The organism is Lentzea nigeriaca (assembly GCF_016907955.1).
Classification (GTDB): Bacteria; Actinomycetota; Actinomycetes; order Mycobacteriales; family Pseudonocardiaceae; genus Lentzea; species Lentzea nigeriaca.
Genome location: NZ_JAFBCX010000006.1, coordinates 308319 through 324073, shown reverse-complemented (window position 1 = coordinate 324073; position 15755 = coordinate 308319). Strand labels below are relative to the sequence as shown.

The 15755-nt window shown below is 67.9% G+C and carries 16 protein-coding genes; 8 read left to right on the top strand and 8 right to left on the bottom strand.

The genetic code is table 11. The features are described from left to right. Positions 1–486 carry a helix-turn-helix domain-containing protein gene (locus JOD27_RS22840; protein ID WP_307830275.1) on the bottom strand — a complete coding sequence of 162 codons (486 nt, stop codon included), beginning with the start codon at positions 484–486 and terminating at the stop codon, positions 1–3. 116 nt (positions 487–602) lie between these two features. Further along, a complete protein-coding gene (locus tag JOD27_RS22835; RefSeq protein WP_204764292.1) occupies positions 603–2027 on the bottom strand; it encodes an LCP family protein in 1425 nt (474 codons plus the stop codon). On the opposite strand from JOD27_RS22835, the gene JOD27_RS22830 reads away from it, so the two are divergent. Both JOD27_RS22830 and JOD27_RS22825 read left to right on the top strand, forming a co-directional pair. Beyond that, positions 1999–2418 carry a hypothetical protein gene (locus tag JOD27_RS22830; protein ID WP_204764291.1) on the top strand — a complete coding sequence of 140 codons (420 nt, stop codon included), beginning with the start codon at positions 1999–2001 and terminating at the stop codon, positions 2416–2418. The two genes, JOD27_RS22835 and JOD27_RS22830, sit on opposite strands and share 29 nt — an antisense overlap. 232 nt (positions 2419–2650) lie before the next feature. Next, the gene (locus JOD27_RS22825) at positions 2651–5581 is read left to right on the top strand and encodes a glycine--tRNA ligase (RefSeq protein WP_239568509.1); all 2931 of its coding nucleotides are present in this window, start codon (positions 2651–2653) and stop codon (positions 5579–5581) included. 82 nt (positions 5582–5663) lie between these two features. Here the strand turns inward: JOD27_RS22825 and JOD27_RS22820 are convergent, their stop codons facing one another. The 3 genes from JOD27_RS22820 to JOD27_RS22810 form a co-directional block, all read right to left on the bottom strand. Next, on the bottom strand, positions 5664–6452 hold the full coding sequence (locus JOD27_RS22820; RefSeq protein WP_307830274.1) for a chitosanase: 789 nt from the start codon (positions 6450–6452) through the stop codon (positions 5664–5666). A 122-nt stretch (positions 6453–6574) separates the two neighbouring features. After that, on the bottom strand, positions 6575–7360 hold the full coding sequence (locus JOD27_RS22815) for a chitosanase (protein ID WP_204764289.1): 786 nt from the start codon (positions 7358–7360) through the stop codon (positions 6575–6577). Positions 7361–7490: 130 nt separating this feature from the next. Then, positions 7491–9197: a S8 family peptidase gene (locus JOD27_RS22810; RefSeq protein ID WP_204764581.1), complete on the bottom strand. Its 1707-nt coding sequence runs from the start codon at positions 9195–9197 to the stop codon at positions 7491–7493. A gap of 229 nt (positions 9198–9426) precedes the next feature. Here JOD27_RS22810 and JOD27_RS22805 point away from each other — a divergent pair, with 229 nt between their 5' ends. Continuing rightward, complete coding sequence (locus JOD27_RS22805; RefSeq protein WP_204764288.1) at positions 9427–10530, top strand: sugar ABC transporter substrate-binding protein; 1104 nt, start codon at positions 9427–9429, stop codon at positions 10528–10530. A 20-nt stretch (positions 10531–10550) separates the two neighbouring features. On the opposite strand, the gene JOD27_RS22800 is transcribed toward JOD27_RS22805, so the two are convergent. Both JOD27_RS22800 and JOD27_RS22795 read right to left on the bottom strand, forming a co-directional pair. Then, entirely contained in the window at positions 10551–11297 is a 747-nt protein-coding gene (locus JOD27_RS22800; protein ID WP_204764287.1) for a hypothetical protein, read from the bottom strand. Positions 11298–11328: 31 nt separating this feature from the next. After that, complete coding sequence (locus JOD27_RS22795; protein ID WP_204764286.1) at positions 11329–11535, bottom strand: hypothetical protein; 207 nt, start codon at positions 11533–11535, stop codon at positions 11329–11331. A 249-nt stretch (positions 11536–11784) separates the two neighbouring features. On the opposite strand from JOD27_RS22795, the gene JOD27_RS22790 reads away from it, so the two are divergent. From JOD27_RS22790 to JOD27_RS22775, 5 genes are all read left to right on the top strand, one after another. After that, a complete protein-coding gene (locus JOD27_RS22790) occupies positions 11785–11991 on the top strand; it encodes a cold-shock protein (protein ID WP_030468404.1) in 207 nt (68 codons plus the stop codon). Positions 11992–12139: 148 nt separating this feature from the next. Continuing rightward, positions 12140–12982, top strand: coding sequence for a glutamate ABC transporter substrate-binding protein (locus tag JOD27_RS22785; protein WP_307830272.1), 843 nt, complete (start codon positions 12140–12142; stop codon positions 12980–12982). Next, positions 12979–13593, top strand: coding sequence for an amino acid ABC transporter permease (locus tag JOD27_RS22780; protein ID WP_204764284.1), 615 nt, complete (start codon positions 12979–12981; stop codon positions 13591–13593). The genes JOD27_RS22785 and JOD27_RS22780 overlap by 4 nt, the downstream gene beginning before the upstream one ends. Then, a complete protein-coding gene (locus JOD27_RS45140) occupies positions 13593–14360 on the top strand; it encodes an amino acid ABC transporter permease (RefSeq protein ID WP_239568265.1) in 768 nt (255 codons plus the stop codon). The genes JOD27_RS22780 and JOD27_RS45140 overlap by 1 nt, the downstream gene beginning before the upstream one ends. Then, positions 14341–15255 carry an asparaginase gene (locus JOD27_RS22775; protein WP_307830271.1) on the top strand — a complete coding sequence of 305 codons (915 nt, stop codon included), beginning with the start codon at positions 14341–14343 and terminating at the stop codon, positions 15253–15255. Before JOD27_RS45140 ends, JOD27_RS22775 begins: the two co-directional genes overlap by 20 nt. Here JOD27_RS22775 and JOD27_RS22770 read toward each other — a convergent pair. Then, positions 15252–15692 (bottom strand): ester cyclase, encoded by a 441-nt coding sequence (locus tag JOD27_RS22770; protein WP_204764282.1) that lies wholly within the window; start codon positions 15690–15692, stop codon positions 15252–15254. The two genes, JOD27_RS22775 and JOD27_RS22770, sit on opposite strands and share 4 nt — an antisense overlap. Positions 15693–15755 lie beyond the last annotated feature (63 nt).

Genomic DNA, 15755 nt, shown 5'->3' with positions numbered 1-15755 from the left:
CTAGAGGCCCAGTGTGCGCAGAGTCCGCACGAGCTCCACGGTCGGGAGTTGGCACAGCTGAGCCATGTTCTCCAACGCCGGCAGGTCGAGGTGCACTTCCGTGGACGCACCCGGCGGCAGCACGTGCAGGCGTCCTGCGGCCCACCTGCGCAACGGAACCAGGCGCGGGTCGTCGGTGGTGGCGACCGCGGTGAGGTTCAGGGTCAGGTGCCCGGCGGGGGTGTCGCCGAAGAAGCGCTCGTGCACACGAGCGAGGACTTCGTGTGCCGGAACGTCGAGGGCTTGGCAGATCTCCACCAGACGCACGACCGAGCACTGGCGCGTGCCCAGTTCGTACGTGGCCAGCGTCTGCAGCGAGATCTCGGTCTGCAGGCGCCTGTTCAGCTCCTTGCGGGTCCAGCCGCGCTGCTTGCGAAGGCTGCGGATCTCATCACCGAGCACGCGCTGGTACGCCGCTGTGTCGATTTTGCCGTTCGCGGTTTGCACCTGGTCCCTCCACCCCGTGAGCGGGTCTCACGGTGATGGAAGGCGCCAGTTCTTCGGTGATTACGCAACTTACTCGCAGAATCGCCCGAACGGGGTATGCGTCTCTACTCTGGGTATCAGTTTACGCAGCGCACGCCGTCTGCCGTGATGGGTTTGGGGGCGTTCGGGTCGGGGGCCGGCTGCTGCCGCGCACCGTCCAGGTCGAGCAGCGCGGAGCCCGTGAAGCCCTGCGCGCCCGGACCCGAGTAGTCGGAGCCGAGGAAGACGCGGACCCGGCCGGCGGGCACGTTCACGTCCTCCTCGATCTTCAGGCCGCCGAGGGCCTTCTGGACCGCGTTGGCGCCGTCCTCGCCGCCCTTGCCGTAGCGGACGACCGACTTCGACATCGCCTCGGCGTTGCCCGGCTGGCCCGCCACGAAGCCCTTCGCGACGAGCGACTGCAGCACCTGGCCCGCGAGGCCCGGGACGCCGGAGGCGTTGCGGACGTCGACGGTGACGGAGGCGTTGTTGAACTTCGGGTCCGGCGCCGACGAGGACGCGGGGGCCTTGCCGAGGTTCTTCACGAACGTCTTGACCTCGGACTCGTCGACCTCGACCGCGGAGCCGTCCTCGGGGGTCTTCAGATCCGGGTTGCCCGTCGGGATGGTCTGGAACGTCATGTTGCCGCCCGTCATGTCCTTCATCTGCAGGGCGAACTTCGTGATGTCCCAGCCGTCGTCGAGCACGATCGCGCCACCGACGGCCTTGATCATGTCGTTGCGCTTCTTGCTGTCGGTGAGCACGCCCGCCGAGAGCATCTTCTTGGCCAGACCCGCCATGAAGACCTGCTGGCGCACGACGCGGTCGAGGTCGCCCATCGGCAGGCCGTGGCGCTGCCGGACGAACGCCAGCGCGTTCTTGCCCTCGATGGTCTGTGGCCCTGCCTTGAAGTTCGCGCCGGAGAAGCTGTCGCGGACGTTGTTGTTGAGGCAGACGTCGATGCCGCCGATGGCCTTGGTGATGTCGTAGAAGCCGACGAGGTTGACCTCGGCGTAGTGGTCGATCGTGACGCCGGTCAGGTTCTGGATGGTCTCGATCAGGTTGTTCGCGCCCGCCTTGCGGGTCTCCATCTCGATTTCCTGCGGGCTCTTGCCGCTGCGCTGCAGCTTCTCGGCAGCTTGACCCTTGGCGTAACCGTAGGCAGAGTTGATCTTGTGACGCCCGAAGCCGCCCGCGATCTTCACGTAGGAGTCGCGGGGGAACGACACCGCGTAGGCCTTGCCGCTGTCGTTCGGGATGTGCACCAGGATCAGCGTGTCGGTGTTGAAACCGCCGTCGTCGCTGCCGCCAGCCTGCAGTTCGTTGAGGATGTTCTGCGGCAGCGGGTTGCCCTTGGAGTCGGTGCGGCTGTCCATGCCGACGAGCAGGATGTCGATCGCGCCGTCGGCGGGCTTCTCCCCGGCGTCGGCGACGTTGAGGTCCTGCTTGGTCAGGTTCTGGGTCAGCGAGTTCAGGTTCTGCCACGCGATGCCCGTGACCAGCAGGATCGTCGCGGAGATCATGCTGACGAAGATCTTGGCGCCGGTGGACGCGCCACGCTTCGCCGCGCTCGGCCTGCGGGTGGCGGGCCTGGGCCGCGGCCGGGGTGCGGGGGAAGCCGGGGTCTTCGCCTTCGCCGGTGTGGTGCGGACCGTCGGGCGGTCGGCCAGCGGACGCGGGCGCGAGGCCGACGAGGAGGCACCGGCGCGCTGGGGGGCGCGGCGGGGCGGCTCGCTCCGGTTCGCCGTCTCGCGGCGCGGAGGCTCCCTTCGGGGCGGCTCCTTGCGCGACGGCTCCTTGCGCGGCGGCTCGGAGCCCTTCGGGGGCTCGCGCCGTGGCGGCTCCGCGCGGTTCGGCTGCTGCCTGCGCGGGGGCTCTGAGCTGCGCGGAGGCACCTGGGGACGGCGGGGCTGACCCGCCTGGGGACGCGGGGTGGCGGAGGGTCGCCTGGGAGTCCCGTTCGGTTCTCCTGGCCGCGGCGGCCGGTTGTCCACACCCACTCCTCTCAGCACATCCGGGTACCCCAAGTAGACGCGTGGGAGCCCCACTCGGTTGGTCACAGCGTGACACAGTGGCGAACGCCACCCGTTTCAGGCCCCTTGACCAGCGGTTTTGTCCGTTTCGTAGACTCGACCCCGTGTTGACGATGCAGGACGCGCTGCTCGCGCTGACCAAGTACTGGACCGATCGTGGCTGCATCGTGGTGCAGCCCTTCAACACCGAGGTCGGAGCGGGAACGCTGAACCCCGCCACCGTGCTGCGCGTGCTGGGTCCCGAGCCGTGGCGCGTCGCGTACGTCGAGCCCTCGGTGCGGCCCGACGACGCCCGTTACGGCGAGAACCCGAACCGGCTGCAGACGCACACGCAGTTCCAGGTGATCCTCAAGCCGGATCCGGGCGACCCTCAGGAGCTCTACCTCGGTTCGCTGGAGGCGCTGGGCATCGACGTGCGCGCGCACGACGTCCGGTTCGTCGAGGACAACTGGGCCTCACCCGCGCTGGGCGCGTGGGGGCTGGGCTGGGAGGTCTGGCTCGACGGCCTGGAGATCACCCAGTTCACCTACTTCCAGCAGGCCGGCGGCATGACGCTCGACCCGGTGTCGGTGGAGATCACCTACGGCATCGAGCGGATCATGATGGCGCTGCAGGGCGTCGACCACTTCAAGAAGATCGCGTACGCGCCCGGAATCTCCTACGGCGAGGCGTTCGGCCAGGCCGAGTACGAGATGTCGCGGTACTACCTCGACGACGCGGACGTGGAGCGGAACAAGAAGCTCTACCAGGAGTTCGCGGGCGAGGCGCAGCGCATGATCGACGCGCGCCTGCCGGTGCCGGCGCACAGCTTCGTGCTGAAGTGCTCGCACCTGTTCAACGTGCTCGACGCGCGTGGCGCGATCTCGACGACCGAGCGCGCCCGTGCGTTCGGCCGGATGCGCGGGCTGGCGCGCGGGGTCGCGCAGCTGTGGGCCGAGCGGCGCGAGGAGCTCGGGCACCCGCTTGGTGTGGCGGAGGTTCTCGCTCCCGCCGCGCTGCCTTCGTCCTTTGAGGACGTTTCCGCGCCGGCGACCCTGCTGTTCGAGATCGGCACCGAGGAGCTGCCGCCCGCCGAGGTGCTGCGGACCATCGACGCCGTGCGCGAGGCGGTCACCGCGAAGCTCGGCGCGACCAGGCTGACGCACGGCGAGGTGACCGTGCACGGCACTCCGCGCCGGATCGTCGTGCTGGTGCCCGCGGTGGCGCCGCGCGAGCCGGACGCCGAGCGCACTGTGCGCGGCCCGCGGGTCTCCGCCGCGTTCGACGCCGACGGCAACCCGACGAAGGCCGTGCAGGGCTTCGCACGCGGCCAGGGCGTCGAGGTGTCGGCGTTGGGGCGGGTCGAGGAGAACGGCGTCGAGTTCGTCGCGCTGACCAGGACCGACGCCGGTCGCGGTGCCGTCGAGGTGCTGAGCGGCCTGCTGGCCGAGGTCGTGTCGGACCTGCGGGCCGAGAAGAACATGAAGTGGAACGACCCGAAGCTGTCGTTCACCCGGCCGATCCGCTGGCTGCTCGCGCTGCTGGGGAACACGCCGGTGCCGGTCGCGGTGTCGTCGCTGGCTTCCGGGACCGTGACTCGGGTGCACCGGACGGCCGACCTGCCCGTGGTGGAAGTGTCCACTGCGGACGGTTATCTGGAGTTCCTGCAGTCGCACGGCATTCAGGCAGACGCCTCGGTCCGTGCCGCCTCGATCGTGGAGGCCGCGCAGGAGCTCGCGGCGTCGGTCGGCGGTGTCGTCGAGGTCGAGGGGCTGCTGGACGAGGTGACGAACCTGGTCGAGTGGCCGACGCCGATCCTCGGCTCGTTCGAGGAGCGGTACCTGGAGCTGCCCGCCCAGATCCTCACGACGGTCATGCGCAAGCACCAGCGCTACCTGCCCGTCCGCTCCGCCGACGGTTCCCTGCTGCCGCACTTCGTGGCGGTGGCGAACGGGTCCGTCGACGCCGACCTGGTGCGGGCGGGCAACGAGGCCGTCCTGCGGGCGCGGTACGAGGACGCGGCGTTCTTCTGGCGGGCCGACCTCAAGACGCCGCTGGAGGAGATGAAGTCGGGCCTCGCGAAGCTGACGTTCGCGGACAAGCTGGGCTCGATGGCCGACCGAGCGTCCAGGATCGCCGCGCTGGCTTCCCGGTTCGCCACGGTCGTCGACGTCGACCGCGAGACGCTCGACCGCGCGGGCGCGCTGGCCAAGTTCGACCTCGGCTCGCAGATGGTGATCGAGCTGTCGTCGCTCGCCGGTGTGATGGCGCGCGAGTACGCGGCACGGGCGGGGGAGACCCCGGAGGTCGCTCTGGCGTTGTGGGAGATGGAACTCCCGCGTTCGGCCGGTGACGCGCTGCCGTCGTCGGTGCCGGGTGCGCTGCTGTCGCTGGCGGACCGCTTCGACCTCCTGGCGGGTCTGTTCGGCATCGGTGCCCAGCCGACCGGTTCGTCGGACCCGTTCGGTCTGCGGCGCGCGGCCCTGGGTGCGGTGTCGGTGCTGCGGGCGTTCCCCGGCCTGCGCGAGATCACGCTGTCGAAGGCGCTTTCGCTTGCCGCCGAAGGGTTGTCGGTGTCCGCGGAGGCGCTGGAGACGGCCAGGGAGTTCGCGGTGCGGCGCTACGAGCAGGCGCTGCTCGACGCCGGCCACGAGCACCGGTTCGTGCAGGCGGTGCTACCGCTGGCCGACTCGCCGGTGCTGGCCGACGAGACGCTGACGCAGCTGGAGTCTTTGGCGGGCAACGAGTCCTTCGACGCACTCGTTGCGGCTTTGCAGCGCGTGCGCCGGATCGTGCCTGCCGACGTCGCCGCCTCCTACGACGCCTCGGTGCTGTCGGAGCCCGCGGAAGTGGCGCTGCACAAGGCGTTCGATGGCGTCTCGCGTGAGGTCACGGGCCTGGCGGCGTTCGTCGCTGCCGCCGAAGGCCTCACCGCACCGATCAACACGTTCTTCGACGAGGTGCTGGTGATGGCCGAGGACGAGAAGGTGAAGGCCGCGCGGCTGGGCCTGCTGGCGTCGATCCGCGACTTCGCGGCCCCCGTGCTCGACTGGACGCAGCTGTAACCGGTTCTGGTGAACGATGAAGGGAACCTTCCCCCACCTCACGTGGAGGGTGGAGGAAGGTTCCCTTCATCGCAAAACAGGATTAGTTGATCGTATAGCTGTCGCCGTAGACCTTCCACTTCAGCGGCGTCTTCAGGTCGAAGTTGCCTGCCTTGAGGAACACGCGCTGCGCGGTCTCGATGCGGGAGACGTCCTCGTGGGCCGCTTCCTGCTTCATGGCCCACACGCGGGCGTCCATGAAGGCGTTGAGCCAGGTGCGCTCGTCGCCGCCCTGTGACGGCGGCTTCGCCTTGCCGAGCGCGCGCTTGCGGATGTTGCTGAAGCTGGTCTTGTCGCCACCGTCACCGTGCACGACGATCGCGTCGTAGTAGGCGAACTGGCCCAGGGCGCGCACGCCGTCGGCCTTGCCCTGCTTCACGGCCGGGTTGAAGTACACCCGGTCGCGCTCGGACTCCTGTGCCGCCTTGAACACGGAGTCCTTGGCCGCGGTCTTCCAGTCCTTGGTGTAGTTGGGATCCAGGCCGGAGTGCGAGGCCGTCCCGTTCACCTTGCGCAGTGCGGGAAGGTACTTCTCCAGCACGTTGCCCGGCTTGCGGGTCTTGTACAGCTCGACCAGGTCGAGCATGTCACCGGTGCCACTGCAGAACCCGATGATGCCCGCGGTGTACCCGCGGCCGTCCTTGATGTCCTCGATGTAGCCGAACTGGGCGCGCCAGTCCAAAGAGGAGTTCTCCGCGCTGGACACGATCTGCATCGCGATGTCCTTGAGGCGCGGTTCGTCGAGGTTGGCCGCAGAGGCGGTCGGTGCGGTGGTGGTGATGAGCGCGGCGCACGCCAGCAGCGCGGCCGCGAGGCGACCTGAAATCTTCACGAGGTTCCTCCGGGGCAGGGATGGTGGGGTCCCGGGCGGCGTGAGAGCAACGGTAAGGGGTCCATACCTTTATTGGCAAGTGTCTTTACTAATTCGCGAAACGGACAATGGGCACGTTTGGGTCATCGGATCTCGTACGGCTCGCCGTAGACGTGCCACTGCAGCGGGCGTTCGAGGTTGAGCTTGCCCTCGTTGAGGAAGCGGCGCTGCGCCGTGTCGACGCGGCTGGTGTCCTCGTGGGCGGGCTCCTGCTTCATCGCCCAGACACGTGCGTCCAGGAACGCGTGCAGCCACGTGGTTTCGTCGCCGCCCTCCGCCGGCGGGCGGGCGCCGGTGTCGAGGGCGCGCTGGCGGATGCTGGAGAAGCCCAGGTCACCTCCGCTGTCGCCGTGCATGACGATCGCGTCGTAGTAGATGAACTGGCCCAGGGCCTGGACGCCGTCCTGCCTGGCGCGGCTGACCGCCGGGGTGAAGTACACGCGGTCGCGTTCGTGTTCCTGGGCGTCCCGGAAGGTGCTGTCGGTGGCAGCGGTGTGCCAGTCGCCTGGGAACGTCGGGTCCAGGCCTTCGTGGGACGGGGTGCCGTTCACGCTTTCCAGGGCCGGCAGGTACTTCTCGAGGACGTTGCCCGGCTTCCAGTCGCGGTAGAGGCGGACCAGGTCGAGCATGTCGCCGGTGCCGCTGCAGAAGCCAATGATGCCCGCGGTGTAGCCGCGGTCGTCGTTGATGTCCTCGATGTAGCCGAACTGGGCGCGCCAGTCCAAAGAGGAGTTTTCCGCGCTGGACACCAGCTGCATGGCGATGTCCTTGAGCTCCGGGTCGGTCAGGTCCGAGGCCTGTGCGGTGCCCGGCGTGACGAGGGCCGCCGCGCACAGAACCGCTGCGGCCAGCCGTGTAAACGTCTTCATGTCGCTCCGTTCCGATGAGGGATCGGCGGCGACTTGTGTGGGGCACCGTAGCGTGAGAGCGGTTGCGCGACAAGCCCCGCACGACAAAGGCTCCCGGCCGGAGCCGGGAGCCTTTGCGGTGCAAGCGGAATTACAGGAACTGGCCGCCGCGGGTCACAGCACCGTAGGCGTCCACGATGCCGTGTCCGTAGAAGCCGTTGAACTTCGCGTCACCCTCGCAGGTGGCGTCGAACTCCGGCGACCGGCCCACGTTCACGTACGAGACGGTGCGCGGGTTCGGGCAGGCCCGCTGGATCGCCGTCTTGTACAGGATCTTCTCGACCTTGTCGGGGTCGAGGGTGAGGCCGGGGCGGTTCTTGTCCTTCTTGCCGTACTGGCTGACGATCAGCGCGGCGACACCGGAAGCGTGCGGGGCGGCCATCGAGGTGCCCTGCAGGAACTGGTAGTAGCCGACCTTGTCGCCCTGCACGGCCTTCTTCACGCCCGCGGCGAGGCCCTTCTCGGTGATGTTGCCTGCCTCGTCGATCGCGCCCTCGGCGAGTGCGACGTTGCGCGGGTAGGTCGACAGGATCATGTTCTCGTTGGTGCGGTACCACGGCGTGCCGAGGCCGCTGCGGAAGTAACCACCGGGAGCCGAGATCGCGGTCTGCTCGAGGCCGTAGTTCGAGTAGTCGGCCTTCTCGGTCAACGGACCCAGCGAGGACACCGAGATGACGTGGTTGCCCTCGGTCGGCAGGTTGAGGCAGGTGGCGTTGTCCACCGGGCGCGGGCGGTTGTGGCCCGGCGGGTAGTTCGGGCTGATGGTGTCGGTGCGCGGCTTGCCCAGGTCCTCGTGGTTGTTGCCGCCCGCGCCGATCAGCGTGACGCCCTTGCGGTGCGCGTAGTTCAGGGCGCGCTGCACGGACGCGATGATCGTCTGCTGCTCCAACTGCTCCTCCGGCGTGGCCGTGGAGTCGTTGATGCAGTTCATGTACCAGGGGTCGACGTAGAACGACATGTTGATGACGTCCAGGCCGATGTCGGCGCCGTAGGTCAGGGCGTCGACGACCGGCTGCAGGAAGAACGAGCCGGAGTCCTGGCCGCCGCGGATGTTCACGAGCGACACGTTCGGTGCGACACCGGAGATGCCGAAGCCGTTGGCAGCGGCGCCGATGGTGCCTGCGACGTGCGTGCCGTGGCCGCCGTCGTCCCAGTTCGCCGGGTCGACGCAGCCGCGGAACTCACAGGGGCCGTCGAACTCGCCGCCGTCGGCGTCGTTGGGGATGTCGACGGTGAAGTTGCGCGACAGCTCGTTGTTGAAGTTCGGCGCGATGTCCGGGTGTGAACCGTCCACACCGGTGTCGAGAATGCCGACGTACACGCGCTTGTCGCCCGCCTGCTTGGCGCGCGCGATGTTGGAGCGGACGAGGTTAAGGCCCCACAGGTCGCCGTCCAGCGGGTCCATGCCTGCGGTCGACTTCGACTCGGCGGGGGCCTTGTTCGCCTGTGCGGCCTTGTTCTCCTTCTCTACGTTGTCGCGCTTGACCTTCTCGGCCTTCGCCGCGGGAGCGTGACCGATCGGCTTGGTGCGTGCGGCGCCGACGATCTCCTTCGACGCGGACACCTTCTCCACGAACCCGTTCGCGGGCGCCTTCACGGTCAGCAGGCCGATCTCCCTGTTGTCCCGCAGCACTTCGCCGCCCGCCGCGTGCACGGCGTCGATCGCGAAGTCGCGGTTTCCGGGATCCTCCAGCAGGACTGTGTACTCGGTGGTCTGCTGGCCCGCGGTCGAGGCCGGCGCTGCCCCCGCCGCCGAAGTACCCGCCGCGATCAGCGACACCGATGCCGCCACCGCCATCACGGTTCTGCGCGTTCTCACCTAGCTGTCTCCTCACACCCGGTCAGGGCTGGATCCAACAACACGGCGCGGCCCCCGATTGCCGCCCAAGTCCGACACACTGACACGAAATTTCCTCACGCATCAGCGCCTTTCGTACGGAATCGAACTGTAGCCGATCGGAAGCGGAGGGTGATGGGGGCCCGCGAAATCTTGACTTAACAAGTTTCAAGCGATGAACTCCGCGTTTATGCGAAGACGCGTAATGGCATCGTCGGCGTGCCTGCTCTTTCTCCTCTCTGGCTGCGGTGATGCAGGTCAGGGTGCTCCGACGCTGCCCGCGCGTGGACCCAAACCAATCGTCGGGGTAATCCTTCCCGACCGAACGACTTCCACGCGCTGGGAAGAACAAGATCGTCCATTGCTCACCCAGGCGTTCAACTACGCGGACATCGAACCGTTCATGGAGAACGCCGAGGGCGACGAGGGGAAGTTCGCGCAGATCGCCGACGAGATGATCCGTCGCAAGGTGAAGGTCTTGATGATCACGCCGTTGTCGGCGGCGGGTGGCCTCGCTGTGCAGAAGAAGGCGAAAGCCGCGGGCATCCCGGTCATCGACTACGACCGCGTGACGCTCGGTGGTCAGGCCGAGTACCACGTCGGCTTCGACAGCGTGAACGTCGGCCAGCTCCAGGCCGACGGCCTGGTGGAGTGCCTCGGCAACAAGCCGGGTGCCCAGATCATCGAGATCGAGGGCGCGCCGACCGACCACAACGCCACGCTCTTCACGCAGGGTCAGAAGTCGCGGCTGTCGTCGAAGTACGACAGCGGCGCGCTGAGACTCGTGAAGTCGCAGCCGGTCGCCGACTGGAACAACGAGCTCGGCGGCCAGCTGTTCGAGCAGATCCTGAACGACAACGGCGGCAAGGTCGACGGCGTGGTCGCGGCCAACGACGGCCTGGCCGGCGCGGTCATCGGTGTGCTCAAGAAGAGGAACCTGGCGGGCAAGGTCCCGGTCACCGGGCAGGACGCCACTGTGGACGGTCTGCGGGCCGTGCTGCGCGGTGACCAGTGCATCACGGTCTACAAGCCGGTGCGGGACGAGGCGGAGGCCGCGGCCAGGCTGGCCATCGCGATCGCGCGTGGAGACCTGGACGGTGCCGATGACCTCGCCACCGGCAACCTGCGGGATCCCGTCGCGCGGCGCGACATCAAGTCAGTGCTGCTCGGCGCGACGCTGATCAAGAAGGGCACCGTGCGCACGCTCGTGACAGAGGGTGTCGTCAAGCCGCAGGAACTGTGTGCCGGCGACCTCGCTCAGGTGTGCGCGCAGCAGGACATTCTCGGGGGGTAGCGCCACGGCGCCAGACCCCGTCACGGCCTGTCTTGATCAGGCAGGTCGTGACGTCCCGAGATGAACTCCTGCACGGCGATCTTCGCCTTGATGATCGGCTGCCGGATCCTCGCCTCGCGCCGATACGCCCGCGTGAGCTTGCGCGAGCCCTCCGGGTAACGCCAGCGCGCCCACGGTGAACCGGGCCGTGCGAGCCTCACGGCACCCACGGCGGGCACCACCGGCACGAGCAGGCCGAGCAACCCGGTCCAGATCTTGCCCTTCAGCAGCGCCACGATCGCGAAGCACAGGTTGACCCCGATGGTGATCAGCCTGGTCGTGAACGTGTCGGCCGGTGTCGTGTCCGGGTTGAGCTGCAGCACGTCGTCGTAGCCGAGCGGGCGCGCGCCGAGCAGGAACGTGCCCGTCAGGCCGATGGCGAGGAACACGGCGTCCACGGACAGCCTGCCCGCCTTCGTCCAGTACACGTCCCGCAGGTGCAGGATCAGCGCGAACTCGTCCAGCACCAGGGCAGCACCCACGCCGAGCCCTGCGGCGGCGGCCAGGCGGGCGCCGTGCAGGTCGTCGGGGATGACGAGGCCCGTGACGCTCGACAGGAGTAGCAGCACGGTGCCGAACACGACGTGATGCACGTGCGTGTCGCCGTGCACGATGTTGCGCGGCCACCAGCGGACCTTCGCCCTGATCATCCGCACGCTGATGCGGATGAACACGAACGTGGTCACCAGTCCGATGAAGAAGAAGAGCAGTCGTTCGCTGCCGGTCAAGCACGGCCCCCTGGGTCAACGACCCTATAGGTTACCCGTGGTGGTGAAAGTCGCCTTCCACGTTGCCGATCTGGAACACCGTGCCGTGCACCGTGCCCTGGGCCCTGTTCCTGACGGGCCGGGCGCTCTTCCTCTCCTTGGCGGCGCGGCTCAGGACGTCGCGGACGAGCGCTTCGAGGCCACCCGCGACCTGCGGCGCGATCGTGACCTTGATCGACATCGTCGGCTGCTCGGGCACGAGTACCTCCGCGTGATCATTTGGGGTCTCACGATAGCAGTGCGGCGGCGGTGCGATCGATGGCTCGACTGGGAGCGGGGCGCCGTGGTTGACTGTCCATGGTCGTACGTTTTCGTGTTCGTGTTCCCACGGTCACGAAAAACGGGGTTGTGTTCGTGCGGTCTCTCCAGCTTCGGGAGAGGACGTCGTTCCTGCTTGACCCGGTGGTCGCGAGCGCGATCCGGCACCTGTTAGAGGAGAAGTAGCAAGATGGCAGTACAGGGCACCGTCAAGTGGTTCAACGCGGAGAAGGGCTTCGGCTTCATCTCCCCCGATAACGGTGGCGCCGACGTGTTCGTCCACTACTCCGAGATCCAGATGAACGGCTACAAGGCTCTCGAGGAGAACCAGCGGGTCGAGTTCGAGATCGGTCAGGGCCAGAAGGGCCCGCAGGCCCAGGGCGTTCGCGCCGTCTGAGTCTGCCTGACTCCAACAGCCTGCAAGCTGTGGCGGAGCCCCTTGTCCGGTATCGGACAAGGGGCTTTGTTGCGTCTTGTGCCCGGATGATCGCGATCAGTAGCGTCGTGGCATGGGGAGACTGTTCGTAGCTGCACTGTTGCTCTTGGTGACTGGATGCTCAGGCGGCGAGAACGCGGCGCCGGGCGGTAACAAGATCGACGCACTGCTCGCCAAGGCACCCGTCTACTCCGGTCAGGTGAAACCCGGCTCGGCCGTGGACCGGATCAAGAAGCGCGGCAAGCTGATCATCGGCGGCTCCCAGGACGCGCCGCTGCTGTCGCAGCTCGACCCGATCAGCGGCGAGCTCACCGGCTTCGACGCCTACCTCGGCAAGCTCCTCGCGCGGTACATCGTCGGCAGGCCGCAGACCGAGCTGCTCAGCGCCACGTCGGAGACCCGCGAACCGTTGCTGGCCAACGGCACGGTCGACGTGATCATCCAGACCTACACGATCACGCCGGCCCGGCAGGAGCGCGTGGCGTTCGCCGGGCCGTACTACCGGTCGGGGCAGTCGATCGCGGTCCGCAAGGGCACGTCCGGCATCACGAAACCCGCTGATCTGGCCGGGAAGACGGTCATCGTCGGCGCGAACACCCCTGGGGTGAAAGCGGTGAAGGAAGCCGCTCCCACCGCCCAGATCGTCGAGTTCGGCTCCGATCCCGAGTGCCTGACCGCGTTGAAACAGGGTCGCGGCGATGCCTACGTGCAGGACCAGGCACTCCTGGTGGCCGACGCGTCGAAGGACAGCGAGCTGCAGCTCGTCGGCGAGCCGTTCACCGAGGACCCGTACGGCATCGGCCTGAAGCACGGCGACGCGGAGTTCCAGAAGTTCGTCGAAGACTGGCTGCGCGAGATCGGCAAGTCCGGGCTGTGGCAGGACGTCTGGAAGCAGACGATCGGCACCGTGGTCACCGGCGACGCCCCGTCGCCACCCGCGATCGCCTCATGAGCCTGGTCCTCGAAGGCTTTCTGAACACCGTTGCGCTGACCCTGCTGTCGTTCGCGGGTGCCCTCGTCGTGGGTCTCGCGGTGGCGGTGCTGAGGATCGTGCCGGTGCCGCTGCTGCGGGGCGTCGGCGCGGTCTACGTCGAGGTGTGGCGGAACATCCCGTTGCTCGCCTGGCTGGTGCTGTTCGTGTTCGGGTTGCCAGAGGTGGGCGTGCGGATGCCGCTGTTCTGGACGGCGTTCACGGCGATCGCGCTGTACGAGGCCGCCTTCGTGGCGGAGGCGCTGCGGTCGGGCGTGAACGCTGTGGCGTCCGGGCAGGGTGAGGCCGCGCGGGCGCTGGGGCTGTCGTTCCGGCAGTCGTTGCGGCACGTGATCCTGCCCCAGGCCGGGCGACGGGTCGTACAGCCGTTGGCGAACATCGCGATCGCGTTGACGATGGCGACGGCACTGGCCGGTGTCGTCGGTGTCGTGGACATGACCCGTGCGGCGCAACGGATCAACCTGGAGCTGGCCCAGCCGTTGCTGGTCTTCACCGGCGCCGGACTCTGTTATCTGGTGATGGCCGCGGGAATCGGGTTCGCGGCGCGCGTGCTGGAACGGCGGCCGGCCTGATGTTCGACGCTCCAGGACCCCGGCTCCGCCGCCGTGTCTTCTGGGTCTCGGTGGTGTCGGCGCTCGTGCTCACGGGGCTGGTCGCGTTGGGGCTGCGGCAGTTCGCGGCCGGTGGGCAGCTGGACCCGGTTCGATGGCGGCCGTATCTGACCTGGCCCGTGTGGCGTTATCTGCTGGGAGGCCTGTGGTCGACGGTGGTGGCGGCGTTCGCGACGGGGGTGCTGGCGATGGCGGGTGGCTTGCTGCTCGCGTTGCGGCCCAACCGGTTCACCCGCGCGTACGCCGGGGTCATGCGCACGGTTCCGGTACTGCTGCTGGTGTACGTGATGCTGTTCGTGCTGCCGTCGTTCGGTGTGAACCTGCCGCTGTTCTGGAAGCTCGTGGTGCCACTGGCGTTGTCGCACGCGGCTTCCTACGCGGTGATCTTCCGAGCGGGCGTGGACGCCGTCGAACCCGGTCAGCGCGAGGCCGGACTGTCGCTGGGCATGCCGGACGGCGCGGTGACGCGGTTCGTCGTGCTGCCACAGGCCGTTCGGCACATGACGCCGTTGCTGGTCACCCAAGCTGTCAGCCTGTTGAAGGACACCTCGCTGGGATATGTCGTGTCCTACACGGAGTTGCTGTTCAACGGCCGGGTGCTCGCGAACTACAACGGTCTGCTCATCCAGACCTTCATCGTCGTCGCATTCGTCTACCTGGTGGTCAACCTGGCGCTGTCGCGGTTGGCCCACCGCCTGGAGGCTCGTCGTGCCCGCATTGCTCGCTGAGGTAACGCGATCCGGCTTCGTGGAGAGCCTGCACCACGGCAGCGTCGTCGGGCTGCTGCCGTCCGGCGCGGTCGGCGTTTCCGTTGGTGCCGTGGAGGATCCGGTGCTGCCGCGGTCGTGCATGAAGCCGTTCCAGGCGCTGGCCTGCCTGTCTGCTGGAGCGCCGCTCGAGGGGCCCGCGCTGGCGATCGCCGCCGGGTCGCACACGGGCGAGAACCGGCACGCCGAGCTGGTGATGCAGCTGCTCGGCGGGCTGCCGGTGGGGTTGCTGCGCTGCCCGCAGTCGTGGCCGGAGGACGAACAGACGAGGCAACGGCTGACCGAACCGTCTCGGGTGCGGATGAACTGCTCCGGCAAGCACGCGGCGATGCTCGCGACGTGCGTGGCGGCGCGGTGGCCCAGGCAGACCTATCTGGAGCCAACGCATCCGTTGCAGCAACTGGTGTTGCGGACGGTGGAGCAACTTTCCGGCGAGACCGTCGCGCACACGGCGGTCGACGGATGTGGTGCGCCGGTGTACGGGTTGTCGTTGCACGGCTTGGCACGCGCGATGCGGGGACTGGTGCGCACACCGGTCGCTCAGGCGATGCGCGAGCACCCCGAGTACGTCGGCGGAACCGGTCACGTGAACACGGTGATCATGCAGCTGTTACCCGGGGTGGTGGCGAAAGGCGGCGCCGAGGGCGTTCTGGTGCTGGCCACGGACGCGGGGCACGCCGTCGCGGTGAAGGTGCTCGACGGGAATCCCCGTGCCACCACGGCGATCGGGCTCACGGCGCTGGCGGCGCTGGGGTACGACGTGTCTCCTGCGAAGGAGCACCTGTCCGTGCCGGTGCTGGGTGGCGGGCAGGTCGTCGGTGAAGTGCGAGTCTGCCGTTTAGAAAGACACTGTTAGAACGCCTCGGGGAGGTCCAGCATGCCGAGCTGGCTCATCACGGTCGCGCTGTCGCCGTACACCCGCTCGCAGACCAGCACGTCCTTGTCGAACAGGAAGAAAGCGGCCATCCTGACCTTGAAGGACCGGCCGGTGACCGCCTCGCCGGTGAGGCTGCCGAGGTGGGTGCCCTGCAGCTCGAACTCGACGACCACCGCGTCGTCGGCGTGGTGGATCTCGATGACCTTGTTGCGCTGGTCGGGAAATGCCTCGCGGGTGCGCAGCCAGTACGCGCGAACCTCGTCCACACCGACGAGCACCTGGCCGGACGCCATGATCTCGTACCGAGGGTGGGGGAACGTGTTCAGAGAGGTGTCGAAGTCGAAGTCGTTCTTGCTTTCCATGTGCTCCAGGACGATCGCCTCGCGCAGCGCTCTGAGCGCCTTGGATTCGGTCATGCCGGCCGACCCTCCTACGTACGCCGTACGTCGCACGGAAGCTACTCCACGTCGTATGGTCTC